The organism is Arthrobacter gyeryongensis, from assembly GCF_039543785.1.
GTDB classification, from domain to species: Bacteria; Actinomycetota; Actinomycetes; order Actinomycetales; family Micrococcaceae; genus Arthrobacter; species Arthrobacter gyeryongensis.
On record NZ_BAABKK010000035.1, the window covers coordinates 1 to 24762 of the forward strand.

Consider the following 24762-nt stretch of genomic DNA (forward strand, 5'->3'; position numbering starts at 1 on the left):
CCGTATGCGAGGCCCGCACGTACGGTGGTGTGAGAGGAGGGCCGGGAAACCCGGCCCTCCTACTCGATTTTCCGTCGATTCGTGGGTGGGGGGAGTGCGGGATCGATAGGGCGTGTGCCGGGTACGGCCGTGCCAGCTCCGTCCTGACCTTCTTTGAGCCTCCTCGGCGCCAGAATGACGCGACTCGCCGTGTCGTAAGCGCTTTCCGAAATCAAAGAAGGTCAGGACGGCGCCAAGTCCACGGGAGGATAACCACCCTCAAGGGCTGTTGCTCCTGCCCAAAGGTCCTGCAGAACCCAACGTGCCGCAGCCCACAGCCAAGTGGTCAGAGGCGCCCGTGAATGTGCGGTAGAGTTGATTTTGCGACGCGGGGTGGAGCAGTTCGGTAGCTCGCTGGGCTCATAACCCAGAGGTCACAGGTTCAAATCCTGTCCCCGCAACCAAATAAAAGAAAGAGTCCGCCCGACTGGGCGGACTCTTTCGTTTAACCCTATTTTCCAGCCTTGTCGGTCGTGAAGTAGGCGCAGCGGGAGACAGTCGCTACCACTTCCCCAGGGAGGTATTGGATGCGGACCTAGACGGGCCTATGCGGGCCGATCCGGGTGAATCGTTTTCCACACGTAGAAGCGCCGAGATCCACACTGAGATTGCCCAAAAACACACTGATTTTTGGCAAATCTGTACGGATTTTGACCACTTCGACCCCCGAGAGGCGAAATGTCGGGCTAGTTTCTTGGGCGAGGGAACAAAGCTTGATCGCCGGAATTCAGGCTGCGCTCGGCGTCGACCGACTTGAGGAGGAGCTTCGATGAACAAGACATCGAAAATAGCTGGGGCGGCCATGGGCGGAATCGCCTTGGGATTGGCACTTTCGTTCATCCTGTGCGTGGCTACTAGCGTGATCGCCATTTCGACGGACTCGCGTGCGACGCTGCCGGGTCTTTTTACCGCGACCGCCGGAACCGAAAACGGGGCGCTGGCCTTGGAATTCCAGCCCAACTTCGCCGGAATCCTTGTGGTCACAGCGTTGTCGGTGCTTGTCCGCGTGGTGATGGCCGTGCGCCACAGCAACGCCTCCCCGTGACCCATTCGATCCGAGCCCTTAAAGCGTTGACAGTCCAGCTCCTGGAGGAAGACACTTGGGCCGAATGGCCCGTTCATCCTGACGGAATGGGCCGCCCTGAGGAGGCCCGAGATGATCAGTGCGACGATGGTAGTGGCGACGATTCCGGTCACCGATCTGGAGCGGGCGAAAGAATTCTATGGCGGCATCCTGGGGTTGACCTTCCTCTGGGAGACTCCGGTCGGCGTGCGGTACCGTTGCGGATCCGTCAGCGAGATCTCAGTCTTCAAGCGTCCGCCTACCGCTACAGAGCACACCCTTGCCCACTTCGAAGTGGACGACATTGAGGCCGTGGTCGGCGACTTGGCCGCCAAGGGCGTGGAGTTCCTCGACTACACAGAGGGTCCCCTTGCCACAACAGGGCACATCGCTCAGCTCGGCCCCGCCCGTGGCGCATGGTTCCGTGATCCCGACGGGAACACCCTCGGCATTCGCCAGGGCTAGATCGATCGCTTCGAAAGAAGGCCTGCAACCTGCCGCCGGCCCGAATCCCCATGCCCGGCGCGAAAAATCCCGGCAGAATCAATAGGAGTTCCAAGTATTCCTTCCTTCGCTCCATGGTAAATACTAGGAGTTCCTAGTATTCTCGATTCCAAGCGTCAGCCATTTGCATCGAGGGAGCTGTTGAATGAAGATCGTCGTGCTCGTCAAACAAGTGCCGGATACGGCCGAGGAACGGAAGCTCGACCTGGCAACGGGCCGGCTCGACCGTGAGGCTGCCGACTCCGTGGTCGATGAAATCAACGAGCGCGCCCTCGAAGCCGCGCTGCGCATCAAGGATGCCAACAAAGGCACCGAGGTAGTGGCAATGACCATGGGTCCTGACGACGCCACGCAGTCCTTGCGCAAGGCCCTCTCCATGGGAGCCGATTCAGGGGTTCACATTGTGGATGATTCCCTGGCCGGCGCCGACACCGGTCGAACGGCCGCAACGCTGGCGGCTGCACTGAGGTCTACTGGGTTCGACGTGGTGATGGCCGGCAACGAATCGACGGATGGCCGCGCCGGCGTCGTGCCCGCCATGATTGCCGAACATCTCCAACTGCCACTGTTGGGTTCATTGATCTCCGCGGAAATCGCCGACGACGGCGTGAGCGGCGTTCGCCAGGGTGAGGGTGGAACCCTCAATGTCCGTGCCGGACTGCCCGCCATCATCACTGTGACCGAGCGTTTCCCGGAGGCCCGGTTTCCCAACTTCAAGGGCATCCTGACAGCCAAGCGCAAACCCGTCACCACGTTGTCCGCCGCCGAGCTTGGCGTCCCGACGGGCGCCAGCCACACCGTAGTGGTCTCCACCGTTGAGCGGCCGCCGCGCGCGGCCGGACGAAAACTCATAGATGACGGGACCGCGGCCGACGAGCTGGCCGAGTTCCTCGTTGCGAACCGCCTGGTCTGACGGAGGAAAAGAAATGTCGAACGTCTTGGTGCTCATTGAAATTTCCCACCGCGGCGGGATTGCCGCTTCCGCCCGCGGGCTGCTGGCTGCCGCAGCCACGCTGGGCTCACCGGTCGCCGTCGCCGTGTCCTCGGCACCGCTGGCGGGCGACGACGTCGCGCGCCTGGGTGAGCTCGGCGCGGCAAGGATCTACTCGGCTGTGACAGCTGCCGCCGGCACTGTTTTGGTGGCACCCGCCGTGGATGCCCTGAGCGCGGCCGTCGACGCCTATGGGCCGGCCGCCGTACTCACGGCAAATTCGGTGGACGGCCGCGAAGCTGCCGCCCGGCTTGCCGTGCGGCTCGGCGGGAGCGTGCTCGCCGACGTCGTGCGGGTGCGCGGCGACAACGGAACCGTTGTTGCCAAGCATTCGGTGTTTGGCGGGGCCTACACCGTCGAGTCCGTGGTGGAAGGCGGGCTGCCCATCCTCACCATCCGGCAGGGGGCGATCGAAGGCCAGGCTCCCGCAGCCGCGGCAGACCTGCAGACGGTGTCCCTCGATGCCAGAGAAGAAGGCGCCGCCATCATTGACCAGTTCAATGACGATGCCGCCGTCTCGGCCCGGCCCGAGCTTCGGACCGCAGCGACGGTGGTTTCCGGCGGACGGGGTTTGGGCTCGTCCGAGAACTTTGTGCTGGTTGAACAGCTCGCCGACACCTTGGGCGCGGCGATCGGTGCGTCACGCGCAGCCGTCGACGCCGGGTACATTGCCCAGACGGCCCAGGTGGGCCAGACCGGTGTGAGCGTGTCCCCGCAGCTGTACATCGCATTGGGAATATCCGGAGCCATCCAGCACCGCGCAGGCATGCAGACCGCCAAGACCATTGTGGCCATCAACAAAGACGAGGACGCGCCCATTTTTGAGGTGGCCGACTTCGGAATTGTGGGCGATATTTTCACGGTGGTTCCGAAACTCATCGAGGCCGTCAAGGCCCGTTCAAACTGACGGCGTAACAGGCTTTGGCCGCTTCGGTCCAAAGCCTGTTAGCTTGATGCGTCCCTGATTGCAAAGTTCTTCCGAGAGGTGTCTGAGAAGATGTCCACCCCCGCCAAAAAGTCGACAGCAGCCAAAAACAAATGGTCCCAACCCCGTTGGGTGGTTCCAGGCGTGCTGCTCGTACTTTTGCTCATCGTCTTGTTTGCCAAATGGTTGACGGGCCTGTCGGGTGTGCAGTCGTTCTTGCACGAGTTCCCAGGCGCATCCAGTCTCCCGGAGAACGCTCCCGTAGGTTTCCCGGCATGGCTCGGATGGCAGCACTTCCTGAACGTCTTCTTCATGGTGCTCATCGTCCGATCCGGTTGGCAGGTTCGCACAGCCAAGAGGCCTCCGGCCCAATGGACCCGAAACAACAAAGGATTCATCCGGACCAAAAACGCGCCAACCAAGATCAGCCTGGACCTGTGGTTCCACCTGACCCTGGATGCACTGTGGGTGTTGAACGGCATCGTCTTCATCATCGTGATCTTTGCCACCGGGCAATGGATGCGGATCATCCCCACCAGATGGGATGTATTCCCGAACGCCCTTTCCGCCGCCCTCCAGTACGCCTCGTTGAACTGGCCCACTGAAGACGGCTGGGTGAACTACAACGCCTTGCAATTGCTGACCTACTTCGTCACGGTCTTTATCGCCGCCCCGCTTGCCATCATCACCGGCCTGCGCACGTCCTCTGCCTGGCCCAAGAAGGCCGGCACGGTGAACAAGATCTATCCCATCGAACTGGCCCGGGCCGTGCATTTCCCGGTGATGGTGTACTTCGTGCTCTTCACGATCGTGCACGTCACTTTGGTCCTCGCCACCGGAGCACTGCGCAACCTGAACCATATGTATGGCAGCAGCGACGATATCAACTGGGTTGGATTCGGCATTTTCGCCGTATCCCTCCTGGTGATTGTGGGCGCGTGGTTCCTCGCGAGGCCGCTGTTCCTTCGCCCTGTCGCTTCGCTGATGGGCAAAGTCAGCAAGTAAAGCACCGAATAGCCAGTAAAACCGGACAACCCGGAGAACTGGGAAGAACTGCAAAGGAGTGCCAATGTTTGAGCTCACAGAGGACCAACAAGCGGTGGTGGAGATGGTGCGCGACTTCGCCAAAACGGCTATTGCGCCGCACGCCGCAGAATGGGACGAGACCAAGCATTTCCCTGTGGATGTCCTGCGTGAAGCGGGCACCCTCGGCATGGGAGGCATCTATGTCCGCGAAGAGTTCGGCGGCTCGGGGCTCTCCCGCACGGATGCGGCGCTGATCTTTGAAGAGCTGTCCAAGGCAGACCCCACCATCGCGGCTTACATCTCGATCCACAACATGGTGGTGTGGATGATCGATGCTTTCGGCAACGATGAGCAGCGGGCCCAATGGGTGCCGCAGCTTGCGTCCATGGAGGCTTTGGGCAGCTATTGCCTCACGGAGCCGGGAGCCGGATCGGACGCCGCCGCCTTGAGCACCAAAGCAGTGCTCGACGGCGACAGTTACGTTCTTAACGGAACCAAACAGTTCATTTCGGGCGCAGGAGTTTCCAGCATCTATGTGGTCATGGCACGGACTGCGGACGCGGGCAGCCAGGGCATCACCGCTATCGTTGTGCCCGCGGACGCGCCGGGCCTGTCCTTCGGTCCGAATGAGAAGAAGATGGGATGGAATGCCCAGCCCACGCGTCAGGTCATCTTCGAGGACGTACGGGTCCCGGTGGCGAATCGGCTTGGCGAGGAAGGCAGCGGATTCGGCATCGCCATGAAGGGCCTCAATGGAGGCCGGGTCAATATGGGCGCTTGTTCCCTGGGAGGCGGCCAGGCGGCCTTGGAGAAGTCCATCGCCTACCTCAAGTCACGCTCGGCTTTCGGTGGCCCGCTCATCAACCAGCAGTCCCTGCTGTTTGACATCGCCGATATGGATACGGAACTCGAAACGGCCAGGACCTTGATCCTCCGGGCCGCCGACGCCTTGGATCGCGGCGCCCCGGACACCGTGAGATTGTGCGCAATGGCGAAGCGCGTCGCCACGGACGCCGGGTTCAATGTCGCAAACAAGGCCATCCAACTGCACGGCGGCTACGGATACCTGTCGGAATACGGCCTCGAGAAGATTGCCAGGGACCTGCGCGTCCACCAGATCCTGGAAGGCAGCAACGAAATCATGAGACTCATCGTTGGGCGGCTCGCCGTAGGGGCATAAAGCACGCAGCAAGCACGAAGGGCCGGACCTCACGAGGTCCGGCCCTTCGTTGGTGGGACTAGAGCTTGTCGAAGTCGGCTTCGTCCACAGTGTCATCTGCCGGAGCGGTGGCGCCGGCTCCGATCGCAGCCTTCGAACCGCCCGACTTCAACGCCGCCAGGCGGGCCTCGATTTCCGTCTGCTCTCCGAGGTCCTCAAGCTGGTTGAACTGTGCGTCCAGGCTGGAGGCCGCAAGTTCCTGCTGGCCCAGGACTTTGGCCTCTTCGCGGCGGATCTTCTCTTCGAAGCGGCCCACCTCGCTGGTGGGGTCCATGATGTCGATGCTCTTGAGGGCGTCATGCACCTGGGTCTGGGCAGCAACCGTCTTGGAGCGGGCAACCAGCTCATTGCGCTTGCTGGTGAGCTCGTTGAGCTTGCCCTTCATCTGGTCGAGACCGCTCTTGAGCTTGTCCACGACCTCCGACTGGGACGAGATGTTGGGCTCGGCGGCCTTGGCCTCGTTCTCGGCCGACATCTGGCGCTGGATGGCCACCTTGGCAAGGTTGTCGAACTTCACGGCGTCGGCGGCGTTGCCGGCCGCGCGGTACTCGTCCGCCTTACGGGAGGCTGCGAGGGCCTTGTTGCCCCAGTCCTGGGCGTTCTTGATGTCCTCGTTGTAGTCGGCCTGCAGCATGCGGAGGTTGCCGATGGTCTGCGCCACAGCGGACTCGGCCTCGGCGATGTTGTTCGAGTAGTCGCGGACCATCTGGTCCAGCATCTTCTGCGGGTCCTCAGCCTGGTCGAGCAAGGCATTGATATTCGCCTTGGCGAGCTGTGCGATCCGCCCGAAAATGGACTGCTTAACCATGGTGTTGCCTTTCGTCCTGCTCAGTGATTCCCACTGAATCCAGTGATCAGTTTTTGTACCGCTTCTAGGTGGGGGACCGGCCCCCACCTAGTGTTTGAGTGCTAGAAGCTGCCAGAGTCGCCGCCGCCGAAGTCGCCTCCGCCGCCGCCGAAGTCGCCTCCACCTCCACCGTCGCCGCCGAAGAAGCCGCCGCCGCCACCGCCGTCGCCGCCGAAGAAGCCTCCGCCTCCGCCGTTGTTGTTTCCACCGCCCCAGCCGCCTCCGCCGCCGTGGAGGATGGAATTGATGAGGATGCCGCCGAGGATCGCTCCGCCGAGGCCGCCACCGCTGCCTCCGCCACCGAACATGCCGCCACGACCGTAGCCTTGGTTGGCGAAGCCGCCGAACTGGTCGACGTCGGACTGGGCCAGTTGCGCGGCTTGTGCTGCGAGCGACTGGGCCTGCTGGGCATACGTCAGCGCGGTGACCGGGTCGTTGCGGGAAATGGACAGGGCGTAGTCGAGATTCCGTTGGGCTTCGGCCAGCCGAGTACGCGCCTCGGTGCCCACGCCGCCCCGTCGCGCCGCGATGTAATCCGAGGTAGCGCTGATCTGGGACTGGGCAGCCATGATGGTCTGCTGGAGCGCGGCCTGTGCACGCCTCGCCTGTTCCTGCTGGTCACGGATTCCCGAGAGGGACTGGTCCAAGGCCTGGTGGGCCTTCTCCACGCGGTCCAAGGTGGCAAGGGGATCGATCTTTCCGCCCTGGATTTCAACCTTGACCTGTGCCAGTGCGGCTTCGACTCCGGCCACCGGGCCAGCCAGCTCCGGGTGTTCGCCGGACTGGATCATCGCTTTGGCCTGTGCCAGGTCCTGGCTGGTCTCCACCACGGCGCCCTCCAACGAGTTCCGGGCTTCGTCGAGGCTGCCCGCCACCTTGGAGATCGCGTCGATCAGCACGTTGGTCTGGTGAAGGCCTTCTTCCGCGGCGCGGACGGCAACAGCGGCGAGGCTGCTCTCACCTTCCGCGAGCTTTTCCTGCGCCGTAGTTGTTGCGTTGTGAACGAAGGCGAGCCGGTCCTTGGCCTGGGTGATGTTGTCGCTCACGTGACCAAGTGCGCTGTCTGCATACTTCTCGCGCAGTCCGTTGAGCGATTGCTCCGCGCTGCTGATCTTTGCCTCGGCTTCGTTGGCGCCGGCGGCAACAGTGGCCAAAGCCTGCGGCGCGTTCTTCTCGAGTTCGCGAAGGGAATCGAAATCGGCCTTTTGCTCGCGCAACGACTCGAGGGCAGCCTCCGAGCGTCGGATGATTTCGCCGAGCCAACTGCGCTGCTGCTCTTCGGTGTCCGGGATGTGATCATCGAGTTGTTGCTGCAGCTTGAAGGATTCAGTCATGTGGTTCTTGGCTTCCAGCAATGCCTTGGTGAAGTTCCCGACGGCGGCATCGCCGTATTGCGCCTGGGCGAAGCCTAGTTCCTGTTCGCTGGATTTGATGGTGTCATCCGCTTCGATGAGCAGGGAACCCGCTTTTCGCCGCAAGTCCGGGATGCTCAACGAGGCCAGGGGATCGAGCTGTTCTCCCTGCGGGCCGTAGCTCGTTCCGGATGCCTGGCCCTTCTTGCGGCGGTTACGGAAGTACAAGTACGTGCCCACACCGCCCGCCGCAACAACACCCGCGCCGATCAAAACGGCTGCACCCGAGTTGCCGCTCGGAACCGTGCCGCTGCCCCCGCCGGCGGCGTCGCCGACGGCGGCCGCAGTGTCGATGGCTGCCTGGGCAAAGTCCCGCTTGCCTGCGCCCAGGTTGGCCGCGATGGCATTGGACGAAATGGTTGACCTCTTGGAATAGATTGCGCTTGCAGAGTTGGGTGCGAAATAGTACTGACCGGCCGTGGAGATGGCCAGAATGACGTCAGCCTTGCCCATACCCTTCTTGCTGGCCACTGCCATGGCCCAGTCTGCGGGCGATGAGGGGTTTTCGAAAGAATTCACCGTGACCACGTACAAGTTGTATTTGTGGTCCTTCAGGAGCTTCTGGATGGCGTCCTGGACCTCGCCCTTGCGGTTGCCCAGAACATTCGCGTTGTCCACGATGTTCTGGCCGGACGGGATGGTCACCGGGCTCTCGGCCCAGGCTGCGGTTGCCGGGAGGACCAGCATTCCGGCCAGGCCGATGACGGCGAGTACACGTTTCAACATTGACCGCATGTGCAACCCTTCAGCACGTCTGCGATTGGTCCGGGCCGGAGCAATCGAAACAGAATGCGTCAGCGCCCCCACGCATGGTTGTCAAGCGGCAGGTCGCTGTGGCAATTCCACTTGATACTATGGTGCACCTTTTGGAGCGTCCACAGCGGCAAATATGCCGCCAGCGAAACGGGGAGAGATCCTTCCTTCTCCAACGTTGAGGGGCTAGTCGGCGCCATTCGAGGGCACAGGGCCATTCCGGTGACGGCGTTCAGCAAGCTCCCAGCGAACGTCGACTCTTGATCCAGCAAGAGCGACGATAGTTAAGGGGACGAGGAAGAAAGGAAGTCCCATGACGGAGAACCCAGCACAGGGCGCCGCGCCTGAGAACAATGGCCCCGAGAACCATGGTCCTGAGGACGCCGGCCAGGCGGAGGCGGACAAGCAGGCCAATTCCCAGCCTACGGCCCCGCTGCCGGCATACCAGCCGGGTCAGGATTTCACTGCGAAGCCCGAAAACACTGCGAAGCCCGAATACCCGGCGCAGCCGGATCACACGGCGCAGCCGGCTCACACAGCGCAGACTCCCGCAGCCCCGGCACCCTGGGCCCAGGGTCCGGCTGAAAACGCCACCGAGCAGATCCAGGCTCAGCACAGCGTTCCCCAGAACGGCGCGCCCCAACACGAAGCGCCACAGCACAGCGCGGGACCGCAGCACCCGTACCCGCAGCACCAGCCTTTCTATGGCGGACCGAACCCTGCGCAGCACTATCCCACGCAGCAGTTCCCTGCCCACCCGGGCGGCCCGGCGGCCAGCCCGAAGCGTAAGCCGGTCTTCGGCGTCGGGACCTTGGTGGCCTGCATCCTGGCAGCCGGTCTCGTCGGCGGAGGCGTTGTGGCAGCCAGTGATCAATTGCTAAGCAGCCGGACCCCGGTGGCGGCCACTAGCGGCCAGACGGGAACCGTGATTGTCAACAACACGGATAACGTCAATGCGATTACCGCCGCCGCGGCCAAGGCTTCACCGAGCGTCGTAACCATCATGGCTTCGAGCGGAAGCCAGGGCGGCACCGGTTCGGGTATCATCCTCGACGACCAGGGCCACATCCTGACGAACACCCACGTGGTGACCCTTGACGGTGCCAGCGCCAACGCCGCGATTGAAGTGCGGCTGAGCGATGGACGCGTCCTGAAGGCGACGGTAGTGGGAACGGACCCGCTTTCTGACCTTGCCATCATCAAGGTGGACAACGCCTCCGGCCTCGTGCCGGCTACCCTGGGTGATTCCAGCAAGATCAACGTCGGGGACAACGCAATCGCCATCGGCGCTCCGCTCGGCCTGCCCGGCACGGTCACCGACGGCATCGTGTCCACGCTCAACCGCACCATCAGCGTGGCGTCCTCGGCTGTTCCCAACGGTGGCTCGGACAATTCGCAAAACGGCGGCCAGGGCGGATTCCAATTCGCCCCTCCAGGCGGTGGCCAGAGCCAGAGCAGTGCGGGCCAGGGCACCGTTTCGCTCAACGTGATCCAGACCGACGCGCCGATCAACCCGGGCAACTCCGGTGGAGCGCTCGTGAACACCAAGGGCGAGATCATCGGCGTCAACGTGGCAATCGCTTCTGCCGGCAGCAGCGGTTCTTCGTCTTCGTCCAGCGGCAACATTGGTGTGGGCTTTAGCATTCCGATCAACAACGCGAAGCGTATTGCGCAGGAACTTATCAAGAACGGCAAAGCCACCCACGGTCAGTTCGGCGTCAGCGTGCAGCCTAAGTCGGCAACAGGCAGCAGCTCCGGGTTCTCGGTGGGCGCGCAAGTTGCGGCTGTTACCAAGGGCTCGGCAGCCGAGAAGGCCGGACTCAAGGTGGGCGACGTCGTGACAAAGTTCGCCGGCATAGACATCACCGATCCAGAGCAGCTCACTGCGGCTGTCCGGGAGCAGCCGGCAGGCGCAACGGTCAAGGTGACCATCCAGCGCAGCGGCCAGTCGCAGGAGCTCGACGTGACCCTGGATGCTGCACCGTAACAGCTGCGCTGTAGCAGCGGATTCCAGCACGGAAACCAACAATCAGTCGACGACGGCGGGCAGCACCACAAGCGGTGCGGCCCGCCGTCGTCGTGTGCGCTTGCCGCCGTAAGCGGGGCGATCCACGAAACAGGAGTTAACGCGGCGCCGTTGTCCGACTTGTTCCGCAATATGCTTAGCTAGGACGAGCCCGTACGCAGGGCACTCTTGGCCATGCGCCTAGTTGCTGGCCATCCCCGAGTATGGAAGGCTGCCTCGAACACAGTGGGAGATACATTGAAGATTGTTGTTCTGGTCAAGCACGTCCCGGACGCGCAGTTCGACCGACACCTCACCGGCCCAGGCAACACCACGGACCGCGACGAGAGCATTCTGTCCGAACTGGACGAATATGCGCTTGAAGCCGCGCTGCAGCTGAGCGAAGCGCGCGGAGGTGCCAAGGCCGGCAACGAGGTGATCGCCTTGAGCATGGGTCCCGCCGGTGCCGTGAACGCCGTCAAGAAGTCCTTGCAGATCGGTGCCTCCTCGGGAGCGCATTTGAGCGATGACGCGTTGGCCGGTTCCGATGCCGCCGCCACCTCGCTGGCTCTCGCCGCGGCGATCCGGTATCTTGGCGCCGATTCGCCCGTGGACCTCGTCCTGACGGGCATGGCCTCGACCGACGGCGAAACGTCCTTGGTTCCGGCCCAGCTCGCTGAGCGGCTCGGACTCCCGCAAGTCACGTTCGCTTCCTCCCTGGAGGTCAACGGCGAACGCATCGTAGCGCGCCGTGACGGTGACGCCCACGCGGACACCGTGGAGGCAAGCTTGCCCGCTCTGGTGTCCGTGACGGACCAGATCAACGAGCCGCGATACCCCAACTTCAAGGGCATCCTTGCAGCCAAGAAGAAGAAAATCACCGCACTCACGCTGGCGGATATCGGCGTCGATGCCGCGCAGGTGGGCGCCGCGGGTTCACTGACCGCCGTCGAGACCGCTGAGGCGCGGCCGCCGCGCACTGCCGGCACCATCATCACCGACGAAGGCGACGCCGGCATCAAGCTGGTTGAGTTCCTGGCCGCCCAGAAGCTGCTCTAAGAGGATTCCGACACATGGCAAAAGCACTTGTATTCATTGACAACCCGGGCGCGGCGCTCAAGAAGAGCAGCCTGGAACTCCTGACGATCGCGCGTTCCCTCGGAGAGACTGTGGTCGCCGTCAACGGCGAACTGAACGACGACGTCGTGGCCGCCCTCGGTGCTCAAGGAGCCTCGGCTCTCTACCGCCCGTCCGCCACAGACCTGGACGATTACCTGGTTGCGCCGAAAGCCGCGTATCTTGCTGCGGCCGTTGCGGCCTCCGGAGCCGGGACCGTCCTGCTGGAGAACACCGCCGACGGCAAGGAAATCGCGGCCCGTCTTGGCGTGAAGCTCAACGCCGGGGTCATCACCGATGTCGTGGGCGTCGACGCCGACGGCACGGCCCACAAGTCGGTCCTGGCAGGCTCGTACACCACCACGGCCAAGGCGCGCACTGCCGTCGCCGTGCTCACAGTCAAGCCGAACAGCGTCGACGTCGGAGCCCCGGCCGCGGCAAGCACGCCCGAAACCGTCACTATCGACGTCCCGGCCGATGCCACCGCGAATGCCGCACGGGTCACCGGGCGTGCAGAAAAGCCGGTCAGCGGCCGTCCCGAGCTCACCGAAGCCCGGATCGTGGTTGCCGGCGGACGCGGAGTCGACGGCGACTTCGGTCCTTTGGAAGAACTGGCCGACGCGCTGGGCGGCGCACTCGGGGCTTCCCGCGCCGCCACGGATGCAGGCTGGATCGGTCATGACTACCAGGTTGGCCAGACGGGCAAGACCGTGTCCCCGCAGCTCTACATTTCCGCGGGCATCTCCGGAGCGATCCAGCAGAAGGCCGGTATGCAGACCTCCAAGGTCATCGTCGCGATCAACAAGGATGCTGAATCGCCGATCTTCGAAATCGCGGACTTCGGCATCATCGGTGACCTCTTCAAGGTTGTTCCGCAGGCCACCGAAGAGATCAAAAAGCGGAAAGGCTGATCCCTTTGTCTTCTGACGCCACGTCAGCAAAGAGCCCGTTCAACGCCTCCACGGAGCGCGTCGAGCGGGTGCTTTGTTTTACCGCCCATCCGGACGACATTGACTTCGGCGCGGCCGGCACCATCGCTGCCTGGACCGCTGCCGGCGTCGAGGTCAGCTACTGCGTCATGACCGACGGCGACGCCGGAGGCTTCGATCCTGCGCACCGCGAAGAGATCATTTCCATGCGCGCAGAGGAACAGAGACAAGCCGCTGCCCTCGTCGGCGTGACGGATGTGCACTACCTCCATGAGCGCGATGGCTACCTGGAACCCACGCATGGGGTCATCAAGCAAGTTGTGAAGCTCATCCGCGAAATCCGCCCCGACGTCGTCCTTGCCATGCACCCGGAACGCAATTGGGACAGGATCCAGAAGAGCCATCCCGACCACCTCGCCGTGGGGGAGATCGTGACCCGGGCAGTGTACCCCGCGGTGGAGAACCCCTTCGCCTACCCGGAGCTGGCGGAAGCCGGCCTTGAGGCCTTCAAACTGCCATGGCTGTGGCTCTTCGCCGGTCCCGAATCCCGTGAGAACTATTTCGTGGATGTCACCGACCACATCGACGCGAAACTGGCGGCGATCCGGATCCACGCGAGCCAGCACCCCGATCTGGAAGGCATGGAACAGGGTGTCCGGGACATGCTCCGGCACAACGCATCGCGCGCCGGAATGGCCGGCGGGCGCAGCGCCGAGGCGTTCCATGTGGTGGAAGTCAACGGGTCCCAAACCATCGCCGGTTTCTGAAATTGCTGATGTGTAACCTGTGTCATATGCTTAGTCTCGTTTAAATCATATTTAATTGAGAGAGGCAGACTTTGATGGCGAAGACTGCACAACAACCGGTATTGGTGATCATGGGTGTCTCCGGTTCCGGTAAATCGACAGTGGCCGGCGTATTGGCCGGGCGCCTGGGCTGGGACCTCGCCGAAGGCGACGACCTGCACCCGGAAGCGAACGTGGCAAAGATGCAGACGGGGCACGCACTCAGTGATGAGGACCGTTGGCCGTGGCTGGACATCATTGCCGATTGGATCAAGGAGCGTACGGCAGTTGGAAAGCCGGGCATCATCACGTGCTCGGCCTTGAAGAAGCGTTACCGGGATGTCCTGCGCGGCGAGGGCGTTGTGTTCGTCTTCCTCCAAGGGAGCAAGGACAAGATTTCCGACAGGCTGGCTTCGCGCCACGGGCACTTCATGCCTGCCTCGCTGCTGGAATCCCAGTTCGATGCACTGGAAGCGCCCACCGAGGACGAGAACCACATCTCGCTGTGCGTCTCCGCTTCTCCTGCTGAAGAGGCAGACGAAATCATCGAACGGCTTGGCCTTGAGGCACAGACCGCACACACAACCGGAGATGCAGCGTGAACTGGACCGGGCACGATACCCAACTCCTGGTGGTCGCGGCTATCGGCATTGCGCTGATCGTCGTGCTGATCGCCAAATTCAAGGTCCACCCGTTCCTTTCCCTCGTGCTAGGTTCGGCCTTCGTTGGCCTGGCATCGGGAGTCGGGCTCGACAAGGTGGTCAGCAACTTCGAAGACGGCGTGGGAGGAGTCCTCAAGGAGGTCGGCCTCCTGATTGCCCTCGGGGCCATGCTCGGTAAGCTCCTCGCGGACTCCGGCGGCGCAAACCGCGTGGTGGACACCTTGCTGGAGAAAGCCAGCGGCAACAAGGTGGTCTGGATGATTACCCTGGTTGCTGTCATCATCGGCCTCCCGATGTTCTTCGAGATTGGCCTCGTCCTGCTCCTTCCGGTGATCGTCCTGGTCACCCAGCGCTCGCAGATGAAGCTTATGCGCATTGCCATTCCGGCGCTCGCGGGTTTGTCCGTGTTGCACGGCCTGGTCCCGCCGCACCCCGGCCCACTCATCGCCATCAGCGCTGTGAAGGCTGAACTAGGAACCACCCTGGCTCTTGGGCTCCTGGTGGCCGTCCCCACAGTGATCATTTGTGGACCGTTGTTTTCCCGTTTGGCCGCGCGTTGGGTTCCCGTGGATGCCCCCGCGGTGGCAGGCGGTATCGACACCAAGCACGCCGTCGACCTCAGCGAAGTGAAGCGTCAGCCCAGCTTCCTCGTCACCCTGCTGACCATCATTTTCCCGGTGGTGCTCATGCTGTTGAAGGCCGTCGCGGACATCGTCTGGGCCGATCCCAAGACGGCACCCATGATCCGCACCGTCCTGGACTTCATTGGCCAGCCCCTCGTCGCGATGACCCTGGCCGTGCTCGCCGCAATGGTGACCTTCGGCTACGCCGTCGGTTTCACCGGAAGCAAGATCACCTCCAAGCTCGGCAGCAGCCTCGGACCGATTGCCGCGATCCTGCTGATCGTTGGCGCGGGCGGCGGTTTCAAGCAGACCCTCATCGGTGCCGGCGTCGGTGACGCGGTCAAGAAATGGGCTGAAGGCGCCAACATGTCCGTGCTGGTCCTGGGCTTCCTGGTTGCGGTGGCGCTTCGCCTGGCCACGGGCTCGGCGACAGTTGCCACTGTCACGGCTGCGGGCATCGTGGCTCCGTTGGCAAGCAGCCTGAGCCCGACCCACGCGGCACTCCTTGCCTTGGCCATCGGTGCCGGCTCGCTCTTCCTGTCCCACGTCAACGACGCCGGGTTCTGGCTCGTGAAGGAACTCTTCGGCCTGACGGTCGGGCAGACGTTCAAGACGTGGTCGGTGATGGAGACGCTCATCTCGGTGGTCGGCTTCGGCTTCATCATGGTGCTCTCGCTGATCATTTAACGGGGCTGCTTTGCAGCCAGTACGACGGCGGCCCGTCCCCTGTGTTTCCTACGGGGACGGGCCGCCGTCGTACTTTTCTTGGGGAATGCCCTAACTGAGCATTTCTGCCGCGTAGACCTTGATGCCTTCCAGTAGGTAGGGCGCCAGGCCGACCCGGACCTTGTCGTAATTGGCGGTGAACCGGGGGTCGTCCACATACATCTGACCCAGGCCTACATAGGATTCCGCGTTGGGGGTCCAACTCTCGCAGATCCACTTGTAGTGCCGGTCGACAGCTGCCTGGACGTCCGGGTGATCCGGCGGAAGGGCGGCGTCGAAACAACGGGCGAGATCCTGGTTCAGGGCCGAGTACTCCTCCATGAAGGCCTGTTTCTGGGCCGTTGTCATTGCTGAGTGCCGGGCCTTGCTCGCGTCGACGGCGCGATCGCCCCAGCGCTCGCGCGCCTCGGCTTCGTAGGGGTTGTTGTCGAAATCCTTGAAGATGTTCTCCGCGGTCATGGTTTCTCCTTGACGTAGTGCTGCGATAGTTGCGTCGACCGTCCGGGACATCCGGTCCAGCCGGTCCCGCTCGGCCAGCAGCCAGTTCCTGTGCACGGCAAGTGCCTCCACGGGATCGGCCTGGCCATCCAGAACTTCGCCGATGGTCTCGAGCCCAAGGCCAAGTTCACGAAGCAGGAGGATCCGCTGCAGTCGCAGCAGCTCAGGCTGGCCGTAGTACCGGTAGCCGTTGTGTCCAGTGTGGGCAGGTTCCAATAGTCCGAGTTGGTCATAGTGGCGCAAGGTCCGCGAGGAAACGTTGCTGGCCTTGGCCAGTTCGGAAATGGTCCAGGTACCTGCCTTGTCCTGCTTCATGTGTCCAGCGTAGAAGTTGACGCTACGTCAAGGTCAAGCCCCGCCGTTAAGAGCCCACGGCGGGGCAGGGCCCCTCGCTTTAGGTGAGGGGCGCTGCTGCGACCGTCGGGAGTGTCGGCTTCTTGGAGCCGCCCACGGGCTCAACCGTGATGCCGATGGACGCCGCGCTGGCAATGCCCGAGACAACCGCCGGATGGCTCAAGGCCTGGGCGTCCATGAGTCCCTGGGAGACAGGGGCGGAGCCATCCTTGGGAATAAGCCACATCTGATAAACCTTGCCGGCCGGGGGGGCGGGAACTCCGTTCATCCGGACCACCACGGCGTTCTTCGAGCTGGAGATGGACACCGTGGCCGTGCCGCCGCCGTTGACGTCGACCGTGGCTTGGCGGACATCGCCGGCTTGCAGTACTTGGTTCACGGGATCGTTCTGCCCGGCCACGTAGACGCCTACGCCGATACCGCCAAGCGCAATAACCGCGGCCGCCGCAGCGGCTGCCACCCAACCACGGACGCCGCCGAAGCGTCGGCGATCACGCCGGTTCCGGGCGGCGGCGAGGTCGACGACGTCGGGAGAAACGTGCGCTGCGGGGCCAGCCGGCACTTCAGGAACCGACGACGCCGCGGAAGCTGTGCCGGTTTGTATAGTGCGTGGTTGCTGCGGGAGCTGCCGCAGAATGTCCTCCAAGAGCCCGGGCCGGGGTTCGGCCTCGTCCGCGAAAGAGGCCGCAAGGGTTTCGCGTGACTGCCTGACGCGCTCAAGGAACGCTGAGCGAACAGGTGCTGTCGCAATGTAGTTGTCGATTTCCGCACGCTCGGTGTCGCTCAAGGCGTCGAGGGCATAGATCTCGGCAAGCTCCAGGACTCGGCCCTCGGCAAGATCAGTGGCTATATCGCTGGCGAACATCCTGCGGAGGCCTTCCTTCCCGGCATTCTGCTTGTTGTCATCGTGTTCGGTCATGTCAGCTCACCCCCAGGCAAGTCTTGAGTCGGAGAAGTCCATCGCGGATGCGGGACTTGATGGTCGGAATCGCGGCACCGAGTTGTTCAGCGACCTCCCGGTACGTGAGCCCGCCATAGTAGGCGAGCCGCACGGATTCCAATTGCGTTTCCGTCAGGGTGCCGAGGCAACGTGTGACGGCCTCGGCTTCAAGCCTGCTGCTCGCCTCTTCCTCCACTGAATCGTGGTCAAGGAGTTGGCTCGCGGCACCATATTTCGCTTCGCGGTCCGTGGCGGACTGGGCCGAGCGGACACGGTCGATGGCGCGCCGGTGGGTGATGGTCATGAGCCACGCGAGGGGACTGCCTGCCTCGGGATTGAACTTGCCCGCGTTCTGCCAGACCTGGATGAAGACTTCCTGGGTGGTATCTTCGCTCAGGCCCGCATCCACCAAGACGCGCTTGGCCATGCCGAAGACCCTCCGGGCCGTAAGGCGGTAAAACTCGCTGAAGGCGGCCCGGTCGCCGTCGGCCATCAACCCCAGCAATTCCGCAAGCTGCGCATTTGAGCCGGCAATCACGCTGGGGGCCTCGGGGCCTGGCACATTCGGTGTATCCATCACCGTCCAGCATAGATTGCTCGTGACCCTGGCAGTACCGGAAGCACTGCGGGTCTTGAGGGTAGTCACCTGAGCCCCTTCCGCGGCCGTCGCTTCACCGGCACCTTGCCACGCAGGCCAGCTGCCTGCCCAGGCTGTAGGTGCCTGCACAGGGTATTCGGCGCAGGGGGAGCTTTGGATGGGTGACCCGCCGACGCGACTTTGCGAATGTCCGGGCGGCCAGGCCGGCAGACTAGAGTTTCGCCCCCGCAAAACCGTGTTGGCGCCAGGCCTCGTACACCGCGATGGAGGCGGCATTGGCAAGGTTCAGCGAGCGGAGGGACGGCAGCATGGGGAGCCGGACGCGGGCCGTGACGTGCGGGTCCTGCTTCAGCCAGTCCGGAAGTCCGACGGACTCGGGGCCGAACATCAACACATCGCCCTCCTGGTAGGCAACGTCCGTATAGGAGGATTCGCCGTCGGAGGTGAAAGCGAAGACGCGCTCGGGCTGCAAAGCTGCCCATGCAGCCTCGATGTCCTTGTGGACCGTGACCACCGCGAGGTCGTGGTAGTCCAGTCCGGCGCGGCGCAGCTTGGCGTCGGAGAAGTCGAAGCCCAGCGGCTCCACGAGGTGGAGCTCAGCGCCGGTGATCGCGGCGAGCCGGATGGCGTTTCCCGTGTTGCCCGGGATTTCAGGGGTGTGGAAGAGGATGCGGAACACGTATCAATCCTAGCCAGCGAAAATGCGGGGTTGTTCCTGCAGGCTCAGTGCATGCCGCGCAGCAGCCGGGCCAGGACCGGGACAACCACGGTGTTGGGCAAAGGACCCGAACTAAGGAACTGCTTGAGGCCGCGGGCCAGCCCGGAAGCGTTGACGATTTGCACCGATCCGAAGTCTCCGTCCGTGCGCCGGTAGTGGTCGATGACTGGTTCGTGCGGGTTGCCGTCCGGGCTGTGGACGACTACCCAACCGGTCACATTCAGTTCCGGGAAGATCTCCTGCATGTGGCGAACGATCAGCTCGAGCTGCGGCGGAGGCACCGAACGCCCGCCGTGCTTGAGCGCAACCCCGTCCCAGGCATAGGCGCCTTTGGGCAGCAGCATGGAACCAATGAGCGCCAGGCGGTAGCCGGCAAGCAGGGCATGATCGATGTGGCTGTCGTCCGAGGGGGAGCGGAGCCCGTTGACGAGCCGTGCTGACGGGATGGCAGGCAGAATCTGGCGGCTGATGAGCTGGACTGTCCGCATTTCGCGCTGAATGCGGGCTTCGGCGCCGAAGATTCCACGCTTCCGGGGAATCCCGTGGATCTGCAGGGCGGCCTCGCCCTTGGAGAGCAGGGGCACCTCGTGGGGATCATCGAAGGGCGGGACGTAGACGGGGGCGTCGCCGGCTGTGTTCCGCGGCGCATTCGGCCGGTGGACACCGGCGGTGGTGCGCGGTTCCGGTCCGGGAGCCCGCGTGGCGCCGTAGTCCGGTCTTTGCGCCGGGAAGGTGCTCGCCCTGCCGGATGTGCCGCTCGCGTAACGGCGGTCGTACTCCGCGCGTCGTTTGGGATCAATCAGCGTCTCGTACGCGAGCGTGACCTGTCGAAAGACCTCAGGATCCCCGCCATGGTCCGGGTGGGCGTTCCTCGCGGCCTTCCGGTAGGCCACTTTGATCTCCTTGTCCGTCGCGGTGACGGGAACCCGGAGGATCTGATAGTGGGAACTGCTGCCCTGAGCCAACCACGGGCCTTTCTCTGGAATTCTGAAGTTTCCCGCCGTCCCGGTGCGGAGCGGCGATCTTGGCAAGTCTAGCCAGCCCACCTTGAGAACGACGGCGGCCCGGGCTTTAGTTCCCCGGATCCCGCCCCTGCCGGTGGCATGATTCATGCTGTGAACTCCCCGGCCGGCCCCGATCATCCCGTTGACCAACCACGTGCCGGCACGGATGGGCTGAACGGGTCTGACCGCCGAAGGATCGTGCTGGCGGTCAATCCAACCGCGGCGTTTGGTCGGCACGCCCCTGCCGGGGACGAGGCCGCCAGCTGCCTCCGCGAGGCGGGTCTTGACGTCGTCGTGCTTCGGCGCGACAGCATGGACGCCTTGCGGGAAGCTGTAGACGAAGCGCTTCGGGCAGACGCAGATGCCTTGGTGGTGGTGGGCGGCGACGGCATGGTCCATTTGGGCGTCAACTCACTGAGCGGGACCGGGTTGCCGCTCGGGATTGTTCCGGTGGGCACAGGAAACGACGTAGCCCGGATGCTTGGACTGCCTTTGCAAGATGTCGTGGGGTCGTGCGCCCGCGTGGTTTCTGCGCTCGCTGACGGCGGACGGGTGCTCGACGCCGGCCGCATCACCACCGGCGGACGGACCATGTGGTTTGCCGGGGCGGTTTCCGCGGGGTTCGACGCGGCGGTCAATGAACGGGCCAACTCTTGGAGGTGGCCCCGCGGAGCGCTCCGCTACACCCTGGCGATGCTCCGGGAGCTCGGATCGTTCCGGGCCATCAACTACACCGTGACTGCCGACGGCGCCGCATCGACGGAAGGCGCCATGCTGATTTCGGTGGCCAATGCCCAATCGATCGGCGGCGGCATGCGCATCGTTCCGGAGGCCGCGCCCGACGACGGGTTGCTGGATCTGTTTATCGTCAGGCCGCTGTCCCGGCTAGCGCTTCTCGCGGTCTTCCCGAAGGTCTTCTCCGGGCGGCACACCTCGCACCCGGCGGTGGAAATCCGCCGGGTACGCTCGGTGCGGCTTGCCGCCGAGAACGTGGTGGCCTACGCCGACGGTGAGCGGATCGGCCTCCTTCCCTTGGACATCGAGGTGGTTCCGGGCGCCCTGCGGGTATTGGCCTAAGCCTGGCCGTCAGCTCGCGAGGCGACGGCCAAGCGGTTGAGGGCGAGTGCACCCACAAGCAGTCCGAAGTCGCGGAGGGCAACGTCGAAGAAGTTGCCGAGCACCACCAGGTTCACGATGATGCCCAGCAGCCACACCGCCACCAGGAGCGAGCCAAAGCGCGGCCGGACCGCCACAGCAATGCCGGCCACAATCTCCACGACGCCCACGATGTACATGAAGGTCTGGGCCGGGACCGGAATAACGGAGGTGGCCACGGGCGCCAGGTAGAGCGTCCAGTGAGTGAGCAGGTTGGTGAACTTGTCCAGGCCGAAAATGATCGGCGCCACGGTGAACACGGTCCGAAGGAGCAGGAAAGCCTGCCGTTGCGGATCCATGGACATCAGCGATCCGGTTTTCGCCTGGGCCGGGGATGATGCGGTGTTCATGATGCCTTCTTTCTAAAAATGGATAATTAGATTTTAGAAAGTTCCGAAGGATTAAGCAATGAGTGTTGATTTTAGAGTTAAGCTGGATCCATGACCGGACTTCCGTGGCTGCGTCGGCTCTCTGCTTTAGCGTCCCTCGACGACGGCAACCGTCGTCGGCTGTACGAGCACGTCTGCAGCGCAGGCGATGCAGTCAGTCGCGACGACGCCGCGATGGCCATGGGGCTTCCCCGCAGCACGGCCTCCTTCCACCTCGACCGGCTGGTCCGTGACGGGCTCCTGAATGTTGAGTTCCGCAAGCTCGGCGGGAAGGTCGGTCCGGGTTCCGGGCGGCCTGCGAAGCTGTACACGCCCGTCATTGAAGAGATCGGCGTCTCGGTTCCGGAGCGCCACTATGACCTCGCCGGGGAAGTGATGGCCTCTGCCATCCAGGACCTGATGGCGAAGGGTGGTTCCCCCCGCGAAGCTCTCCTCGAAACCGCCTACGCCCGGGGCCGCGAGGCCGGCAGCACGGAGCCCCGTTTCGAGGATGTCTTGGCGAACTACGGTTACAGGCCGGAAGCTGACGACGACGGCGGGTACTCGCTGGTCAATTGCCCGTTCCACCGGCTGGCCGAAAGCCACACGAGCGTCGTCTGCGCCATGAACGGCGCCTTCCTGAGCGGAGCGGCGGGCGCCTGCGGAATTGCCGAGGACCGGATCGCCGACGACAACCGCGAAGGCCATTGCTGCGCAAGGATCCTCCCCGCGGATTAGTCCCGCCGATTAGGGAAGCGGCACTGAAAGGCTCCTTTTACCGCCGAAGCCCGGATCCGCCTGCCTCGATAGACTGGGGTGGTGCCTGTTTACTTGGACCATGCCGCCACCACGCCCCTTGCCGCCGTCGCCCTCGCTGCCATGACCCGCGAGCTGGCACGGACCGGCAATCCGTCATCGTTGCACGCTTCAGGTCGGCGTGCCCGGCGATCCGTGGAAGAGGCGCGGGAGGCCATTGCGGCAGCGGCCGGGGCGCATCCCTCCGAGCTCATCTTCACGTCGGGAGGCACCGAAGCAGACAACCTCGCCGTCAAGGGGATGTACTGGGCCCGCCACGACGAAGACGGCCGCCGCAAGCGGATCCTTTGCTCCGCCGTCGAGCACCACGCGGTGCAGGACACGGTCGAATGGCTGGAACGGCACGAAGGGGCAGAAGCAGTGTGGCTCCCCGTCGATTCCCAGGGCGTCGTGCGGCTGGAAGCTGTACGGGCAGAGATCGAGCGTGATCCGGGATCGGTAGCCCTGGTCACCGTCATGTGGGCAAATAACGAGGTGGGCAGCATCCAGCCGGTCAAGGAGATCGTGGAGATCGCTGCCGCACACGGCATCCCGGTGCACTCGGACGCAGTCCAGGCTTTCGGCTCGATTCCCCTGAGCTTCCGCGACTCAGGGCTCGCCGCAATGTCGGTTTCCAGCCACAAAATCGGCGGGCCGGTGGGCGTGGGTGCCCTCTTCCTGGGGCGGTCCACCAAGGTCACTCCAGTCCAGCATGGGGGAGGGCAGGAACGCGACGTCCGCTCGGGAACCCTGGACACGGCGTCGATCGCGGCATTCGCCGCCGCGGCGGAGTCGGTGGCTCAAAACCTGGCAGCAGAGCGCGAGCGGATCAGCGCCTTGCGGGACCGGATCATCGACGGTGTCCGGGCTGCAATTCCCGAGGCGGTGTTGCGTGGAGCGCCCGGAGACGCCCGTCTCCCCGGCAACGCGCATTTCACGTTCCCTGGCTGTGAAGGCGATTCCTTGCTGTTCCTCCTGGACCTCGCGGGCATCGAATCATCCACCGGATCCGCCTGCACCGCGGGAGTCCCCAGGCCCTCGCACGTCTTGCTTGCCATGGGTTTGGACGAGGACACCGCCCGCGGGGCACAGCGGTTCAGCCTGGGCCACTCTTCAAACGACGCCGACGTCGACGCCCTGCTCAAGGCCCTTCCGGACGCGTATGCCCGGGCGAAGCTTGCCGGAATGGCAGGGCACGAGTCCAGCATCCAGACTGCAGCCACTGTGGCCCGGGGCTACGACAGCGGCTCTGCCGGCGGTTCGGCCGCCCATCAGGTTCCGGGCAACAACTGATCCAGCGGAACGGCCGGATCAGTCAGGCGGTCCATGTCTACCGGAATGCGCCCCGAAATGAGTGCCTTGACCGGCTTCTGTACCCGTTGCTGGTTGACGCTCATGCCGGCCACGACGGCACCGTCCCTTAGCCAGAAGGCGAGGAAGCTGTTGTCCTCCATCGCGCCGCGGATGACGGGTACGGACCCTGCCGCGAGCGTGGGATATCCCCAGTACTCCATCGAGACATCGAACTGGTCCGTATAGAAGTACGGGACCACGTCGAGCATCGCGTCCTGGCCCAGCATCGCTTTGGCGGCGACCTTCCCGCCGTTGAGGGCGTTGGACCAGTGCTCGCTGCGGTGATGATCGCCGGTAAAAGGGTGGAGGGCATTGGCAACGTCTCCGGCCGCGAACACGTCCGGACTGCTGGACCGGAGCGAAGAATCCACCAGGATCCCGTTGCGGATATCCAGCCCTGCGGCTTCGGCCAGCCCCGTGTCCGGAACGACGCCGACGGCCATCACCACGAGGTCGGCGGGAAGGACTTCGGCGGAGTTGGTGACAACGGCGCTCGCCTTGCCCCCGGTGCCCGTGATTTCCGCCGCGCTCGCGGGGAGCCGGAACTGTACGCCGTGCTTTTCGTGAAGGCTGCGGAAGAAACCGCCCAGTTTCGGGCCGATGGCCATGCTGAGCGGCACGTCTTCCAGTCCCAGCAGGGTCACTGTGTTGCCGTAGCTGCTCGCCGCGGCGGCAAGCTCCATGCCGATCCAACCGGAGCCGATCATCACCACATTCCGGCCTCCGCCGGCCAGCTCTTCCTTGAGCCGGCGCGAATCATTGAACGTCCGGAACGTCATCACACCGGCAAGATCGGAACCGGGGAGCGGAATCCGGCGCGGCTGCGCCCCTGTGGCGATCAGGAGCTTGCTGAACCGAAGCTCGGTTCCTGATTCCAGTTGTACCGTGTGGGCGGCAGGATCGGCAGAAGCAACAGGGTCGCCAAGGAGGAGTTCGACGTCGTTCTCCCCGTACCAGCCGGCTACCAGCACCGGGACGGCATCCTCGCCGGCTTTGCCCAGGAGGAACTCCTTGGAGAGGGGAGGCCGCAAGTAGGGCTGTTCATTCTCGGCGCAGGCCACGGTGATGCGGCCCTCGAAGCCTTCGGATCGGAGGGTCTTGGCCGCCGTGGCGCCGGCCAACCCGCCGCCTGCAATAACGATGTGTTCAGTGTCCATGGTGACTCGATTCGCGGGGCGTGGGCGGTTAGCGTGGGCAGTCCGGGTGCGCGTGAACGCGCAAACAGCCTCATCTAAAACTGCTAGTTTTGACTTTAGAATCGTCCGCGACGGTGGTCAAGGCATTTTTGGGGCGGATTCCCGCGGGCGCTAGAATAGTTGGGCGCTTGCTCTCTTTAGCGCAATTCTTCTCCCCA

The 24762-nt window shown here is 63.8% G+C and carries 24 protein-coding genes and 1 tRNA gene; 16 read left to right on the forward strand and 9 right to left on the reverse strand.

Annotation, left to right across the window (positions count from 1 at the left end; translation table 11 throughout):
- The first annotated feature begins 366 nt into the window (after positions 1-366).
- The 7 genes from ABEA18_RS22300 to ABEA18_RS22330 all read left to right on the forward strand — a co-directional run bounded on the left by ABEA18_RS22300 (position 367) and on the right by ABEA18_RS22330 (position 5728).
- Positions 367-443: transfer RNA gene (locus tag ABEA18_RS22300), tRNA-Met, on the forward strand.
- Positions 444-808: 365 nt separating this feature from the next.
- Positions 809-1084, forward strand: a complete 276-nt coding sequence (locus tag ABEA18_RS22305) for a hypothetical protein (RefSeq protein ID WP_345452875.1) — start codon at positions 809-811, stop codon at positions 1082-1084.
- Positions 1085-1195: 111 nt separating this feature from the next.
- Positions 1196-1567: a VOC family protein gene (locus ABEA18_RS22310; RefSeq protein WP_059387516.1), complete on the forward strand. Its 372-nt coding sequence runs from the start codon at positions 1196-1198 to the stop codon at positions 1565-1567.
- Between the two features lie 184 nt (positions 1568-1751).
- A complete protein-coding gene (locus ABEA18_RS22315; protein ID WP_345452877.1) occupies positions 1752-2519 on the forward strand; it encodes an electron transfer flavoprotein subunit beta/FixA family protein in 768 nt (255 codons plus the stop codon).
- A 13-nt stretch (positions 2520-2532) separates the two neighbouring features.
- A complete protein-coding gene (locus ABEA18_RS22320; RefSeq protein ID WP_345452879.1) occupies positions 2533-3504 on the forward strand; it encodes an electron transfer flavoprotein subunit alpha/FixB family protein in 972 nt (323 codons plus the stop codon).
- Between the two features lie 90 nt (positions 3505-3594).
- On the forward strand, positions 3595-4527 hold the full coding sequence (locus ABEA18_RS22325; RefSeq protein WP_345452881.1) for a cytochrome b/b6 domain-containing protein: 933 nt from the start codon (positions 3595-3597) through the stop codon (positions 4525-4527).
- Positions 4528-4591: 64 nt separating this feature from the next.
- Positions 4592-5728 carry an acyl-CoA dehydrogenase family protein gene (locus tag ABEA18_RS22330; protein WP_345452883.1) on the forward strand — a complete coding sequence of 379 codons (1137 nt, stop codon included), beginning with the start codon at positions 4592-4594 and terminating at the stop codon, positions 5726-5728.
- 58 nt (positions 5729-5786) lie between these two features.
- Here the strand turns inward: ABEA18_RS22330 and ABEA18_RS22335 are convergent, their stop codons facing one another.
- Positions 5787-6575, reverse strand: coding sequence for a PspA/IM30 family protein (locus ABEA18_RS22335; RefSeq protein WP_236811951.1), 789 nt, complete (start codon positions 6573-6575; stop codon positions 5787-5789).
- A gap of 101 nt (positions 6576-6676) precedes the next feature.
- Positions 6677-8761, reverse strand: coding sequence for a TPM domain-containing protein (locus tag ABEA18_RS22340; protein WP_345452886.1), 2085 nt, complete (start codon positions 8759-8761; stop codon positions 6677-6679).
- A 331-nt stretch (positions 8762-9092) separates the two neighbouring features.
- On the opposite strand from ABEA18_RS22340, the gene ABEA18_RS22345 reads away from it, so the two are divergent.
- The 6 genes from ABEA18_RS22345 to ABEA18_RS22370 all read left to right on the forward strand — a co-directional run bounded on the left by ABEA18_RS22345 (position 9093) and on the right by ABEA18_RS22370 (position 15586).
- Complete coding sequence (locus ABEA18_RS22345; protein WP_345452888.1) at positions 9093-10766, forward strand: S1C family serine protease; 1674 nt, start codon at positions 9093-9095, stop codon at positions 10764-10766.
- Positions 10767-11042: 276 nt separating this feature from the next.
- Complete coding sequence (locus ABEA18_RS22350) at positions 11043-11843, forward strand: electron transfer flavoprotein subunit beta/FixA family protein (RefSeq protein ID WP_345452890.1); 801 nt, start codon at positions 11043-11045, stop codon at positions 11841-11843.
- A gap of 14 nt (positions 11844-11857) precedes the next feature.
- Positions 11858-12811 carry an electron transfer flavoprotein subunit alpha/FixB family protein gene (locus ABEA18_RS22355; RefSeq protein ID WP_345452892.1) on the forward strand — a complete coding sequence of 318 codons (954 nt, stop codon included), beginning with the start codon at positions 11858-11860 and terminating at the stop codon, positions 12809-12811.
- 5 nt (positions 12812-12816) lie between these two features.
- The gene (locus tag ABEA18_RS22360; RefSeq protein WP_345452894.1) at positions 12817-13596 is read left to right on the forward strand and encodes a PIG-L deacetylase family protein; all 780 of its coding nucleotides are present in this window, start codon (positions 12817-12819) and stop codon (positions 13594-13596) included.
- A gap of 74 nt (positions 13597-13670) precedes the next feature.
- On the forward strand, positions 13671-14216 hold the full coding sequence (locus ABEA18_RS22365; RefSeq protein ID WP_345452896.1) for a gluconokinase: 546 nt from the start codon (positions 13671-13673) through the stop codon (positions 14214-14216).
- Positions 14213-15586 carry a GntT/GntP/DsdX family permease gene (locus tag ABEA18_RS22370; protein ID WP_345452897.1) on the forward strand — a complete coding sequence of 458 codons (1374 nt, stop codon included), beginning with the start codon at positions 14213-14215 and terminating at the stop codon, positions 15584-15586. The genes ABEA18_RS22365 and ABEA18_RS22370 overlap by 4 nt, the downstream gene beginning before the upstream one ends.
- 90 nt (positions 15587-15676) lie before the next feature.
- Here ABEA18_RS22370 and ABEA18_RS22375 read toward each other — a convergent pair whose 3' ends face one another.
- From ABEA18_RS22375 to ABEA18_RS22395, 5 genes are all read right to left on the reverse strand, one after another.
- The gene (locus tag ABEA18_RS22375) at positions 15677-16438 is read right to left on the reverse strand and encodes a MerR family transcriptional regulator (protein ID WP_345452898.1); all 762 of its coding nucleotides are present in this window, start codon (positions 16436-16438) and stop codon (positions 15677-15679) included.
- 79 nt (positions 16439-16517) lie between these two features.
- The gene (locus ABEA18_RS22380; protein WP_345452899.1) at positions 16518-17396 is read right to left on the reverse strand and encodes an anti-sigma factor; all 879 of its coding nucleotides are present in this window, start codon (positions 17394-17396) and stop codon (positions 16518-16520) included.
- Position 17397: 1 nt separating this feature from the next.
- The gene (sigK, locus tag ABEA18_RS22385) at positions 17398-17994 is read right to left on the reverse strand and encodes an ECF RNA polymerase sigma factor SigK (protein WP_345453091.1); all 597 of its coding nucleotides are present in this window, start codon (positions 17992-17994) and stop codon (positions 17398-17400) included.
- A gap of 232 nt (positions 17995-18226) precedes the next feature.
- The gene (locus tag ABEA18_RS22390) at positions 18227-18694 is read right to left on the reverse strand and encodes a tRNA (cytidine(34)-2'-O)-methyltransferase (RefSeq protein ID WP_345452900.1); all 468 of its coding nucleotides are present in this window, start codon (positions 18692-18694) and stop codon (positions 18227-18229) included.
- 44 nt (positions 18695-18738) lie between these two features.
- Complete coding sequence (locus ABEA18_RS22395) at positions 18739-19698, reverse strand: J domain-containing protein (RefSeq protein WP_345453094.1); 960 nt, start codon at positions 19696-19698, stop codon at positions 18739-18741.
- 150 nt (positions 19699-19848) lie between these two features.
- Here ABEA18_RS22395 and ABEA18_RS22400 point away from each other — a divergent pair, with 150 nt between their 5' ends.
- A complete protein-coding gene (locus ABEA18_RS22400) occupies positions 19849-20814 on the forward strand; it encodes a diacylglycerol/lipid kinase family protein (protein WP_345452901.1) in 966 nt (321 codons plus the stop codon).
- Here ABEA18_RS22400 and ABEA18_RS22405 read toward each other — a convergent pair.
- Complete coding sequence (locus ABEA18_RS22405; protein ID WP_345452903.1) at positions 20811-21242, reverse strand: hypothetical protein; 432 nt, start codon at positions 21240-21242, stop codon at positions 20811-20813. The two genes, ABEA18_RS22400 and ABEA18_RS22405, sit on opposite strands and share 4 nt — an antisense overlap.
- Before the next feature lie 90 nt (positions 21243-21332).
- On the opposite strand from ABEA18_RS22405, the gene ABEA18_RS22410 reads away from it, so the two are divergent.
- Both ABEA18_RS22410 and ABEA18_RS22415 read left to right on the forward strand, forming a co-directional pair.
- On the forward strand, positions 21333-21998 hold the full coding sequence (locus ABEA18_RS22410; protein ID WP_345452905.1) for a helix-turn-helix transcriptional regulator: 666 nt from the start codon (positions 21333-21335) through the stop codon (positions 21996-21998).
- An 81-nt stretch (positions 21999-22079) separates the two neighbouring features.
- Positions 22080-23348 carry a cysteine desulfurase family protein gene (locus ABEA18_RS22415; RefSeq protein ID WP_345452907.1) on the forward strand — a complete coding sequence of 423 codons (1269 nt, stop codon included), beginning with the start codon at positions 22080-22082 and terminating at the stop codon, positions 23346-23348.
- Here the strand turns inward: ABEA18_RS22415 and ABEA18_RS22420 are convergent.
- Complete coding sequence (locus ABEA18_RS22420; RefSeq protein ID WP_345452909.1) at positions 23327-24565, reverse strand: NAD(P)/FAD-dependent oxidoreductase; 1239 nt, start codon at positions 24563-24565, stop codon at positions 23327-23329. The genes ABEA18_RS22415 and ABEA18_RS22420 overlap by 22 nt on opposite strands.
- Positions 24566-24762 lie beyond the last annotated feature (197 nt).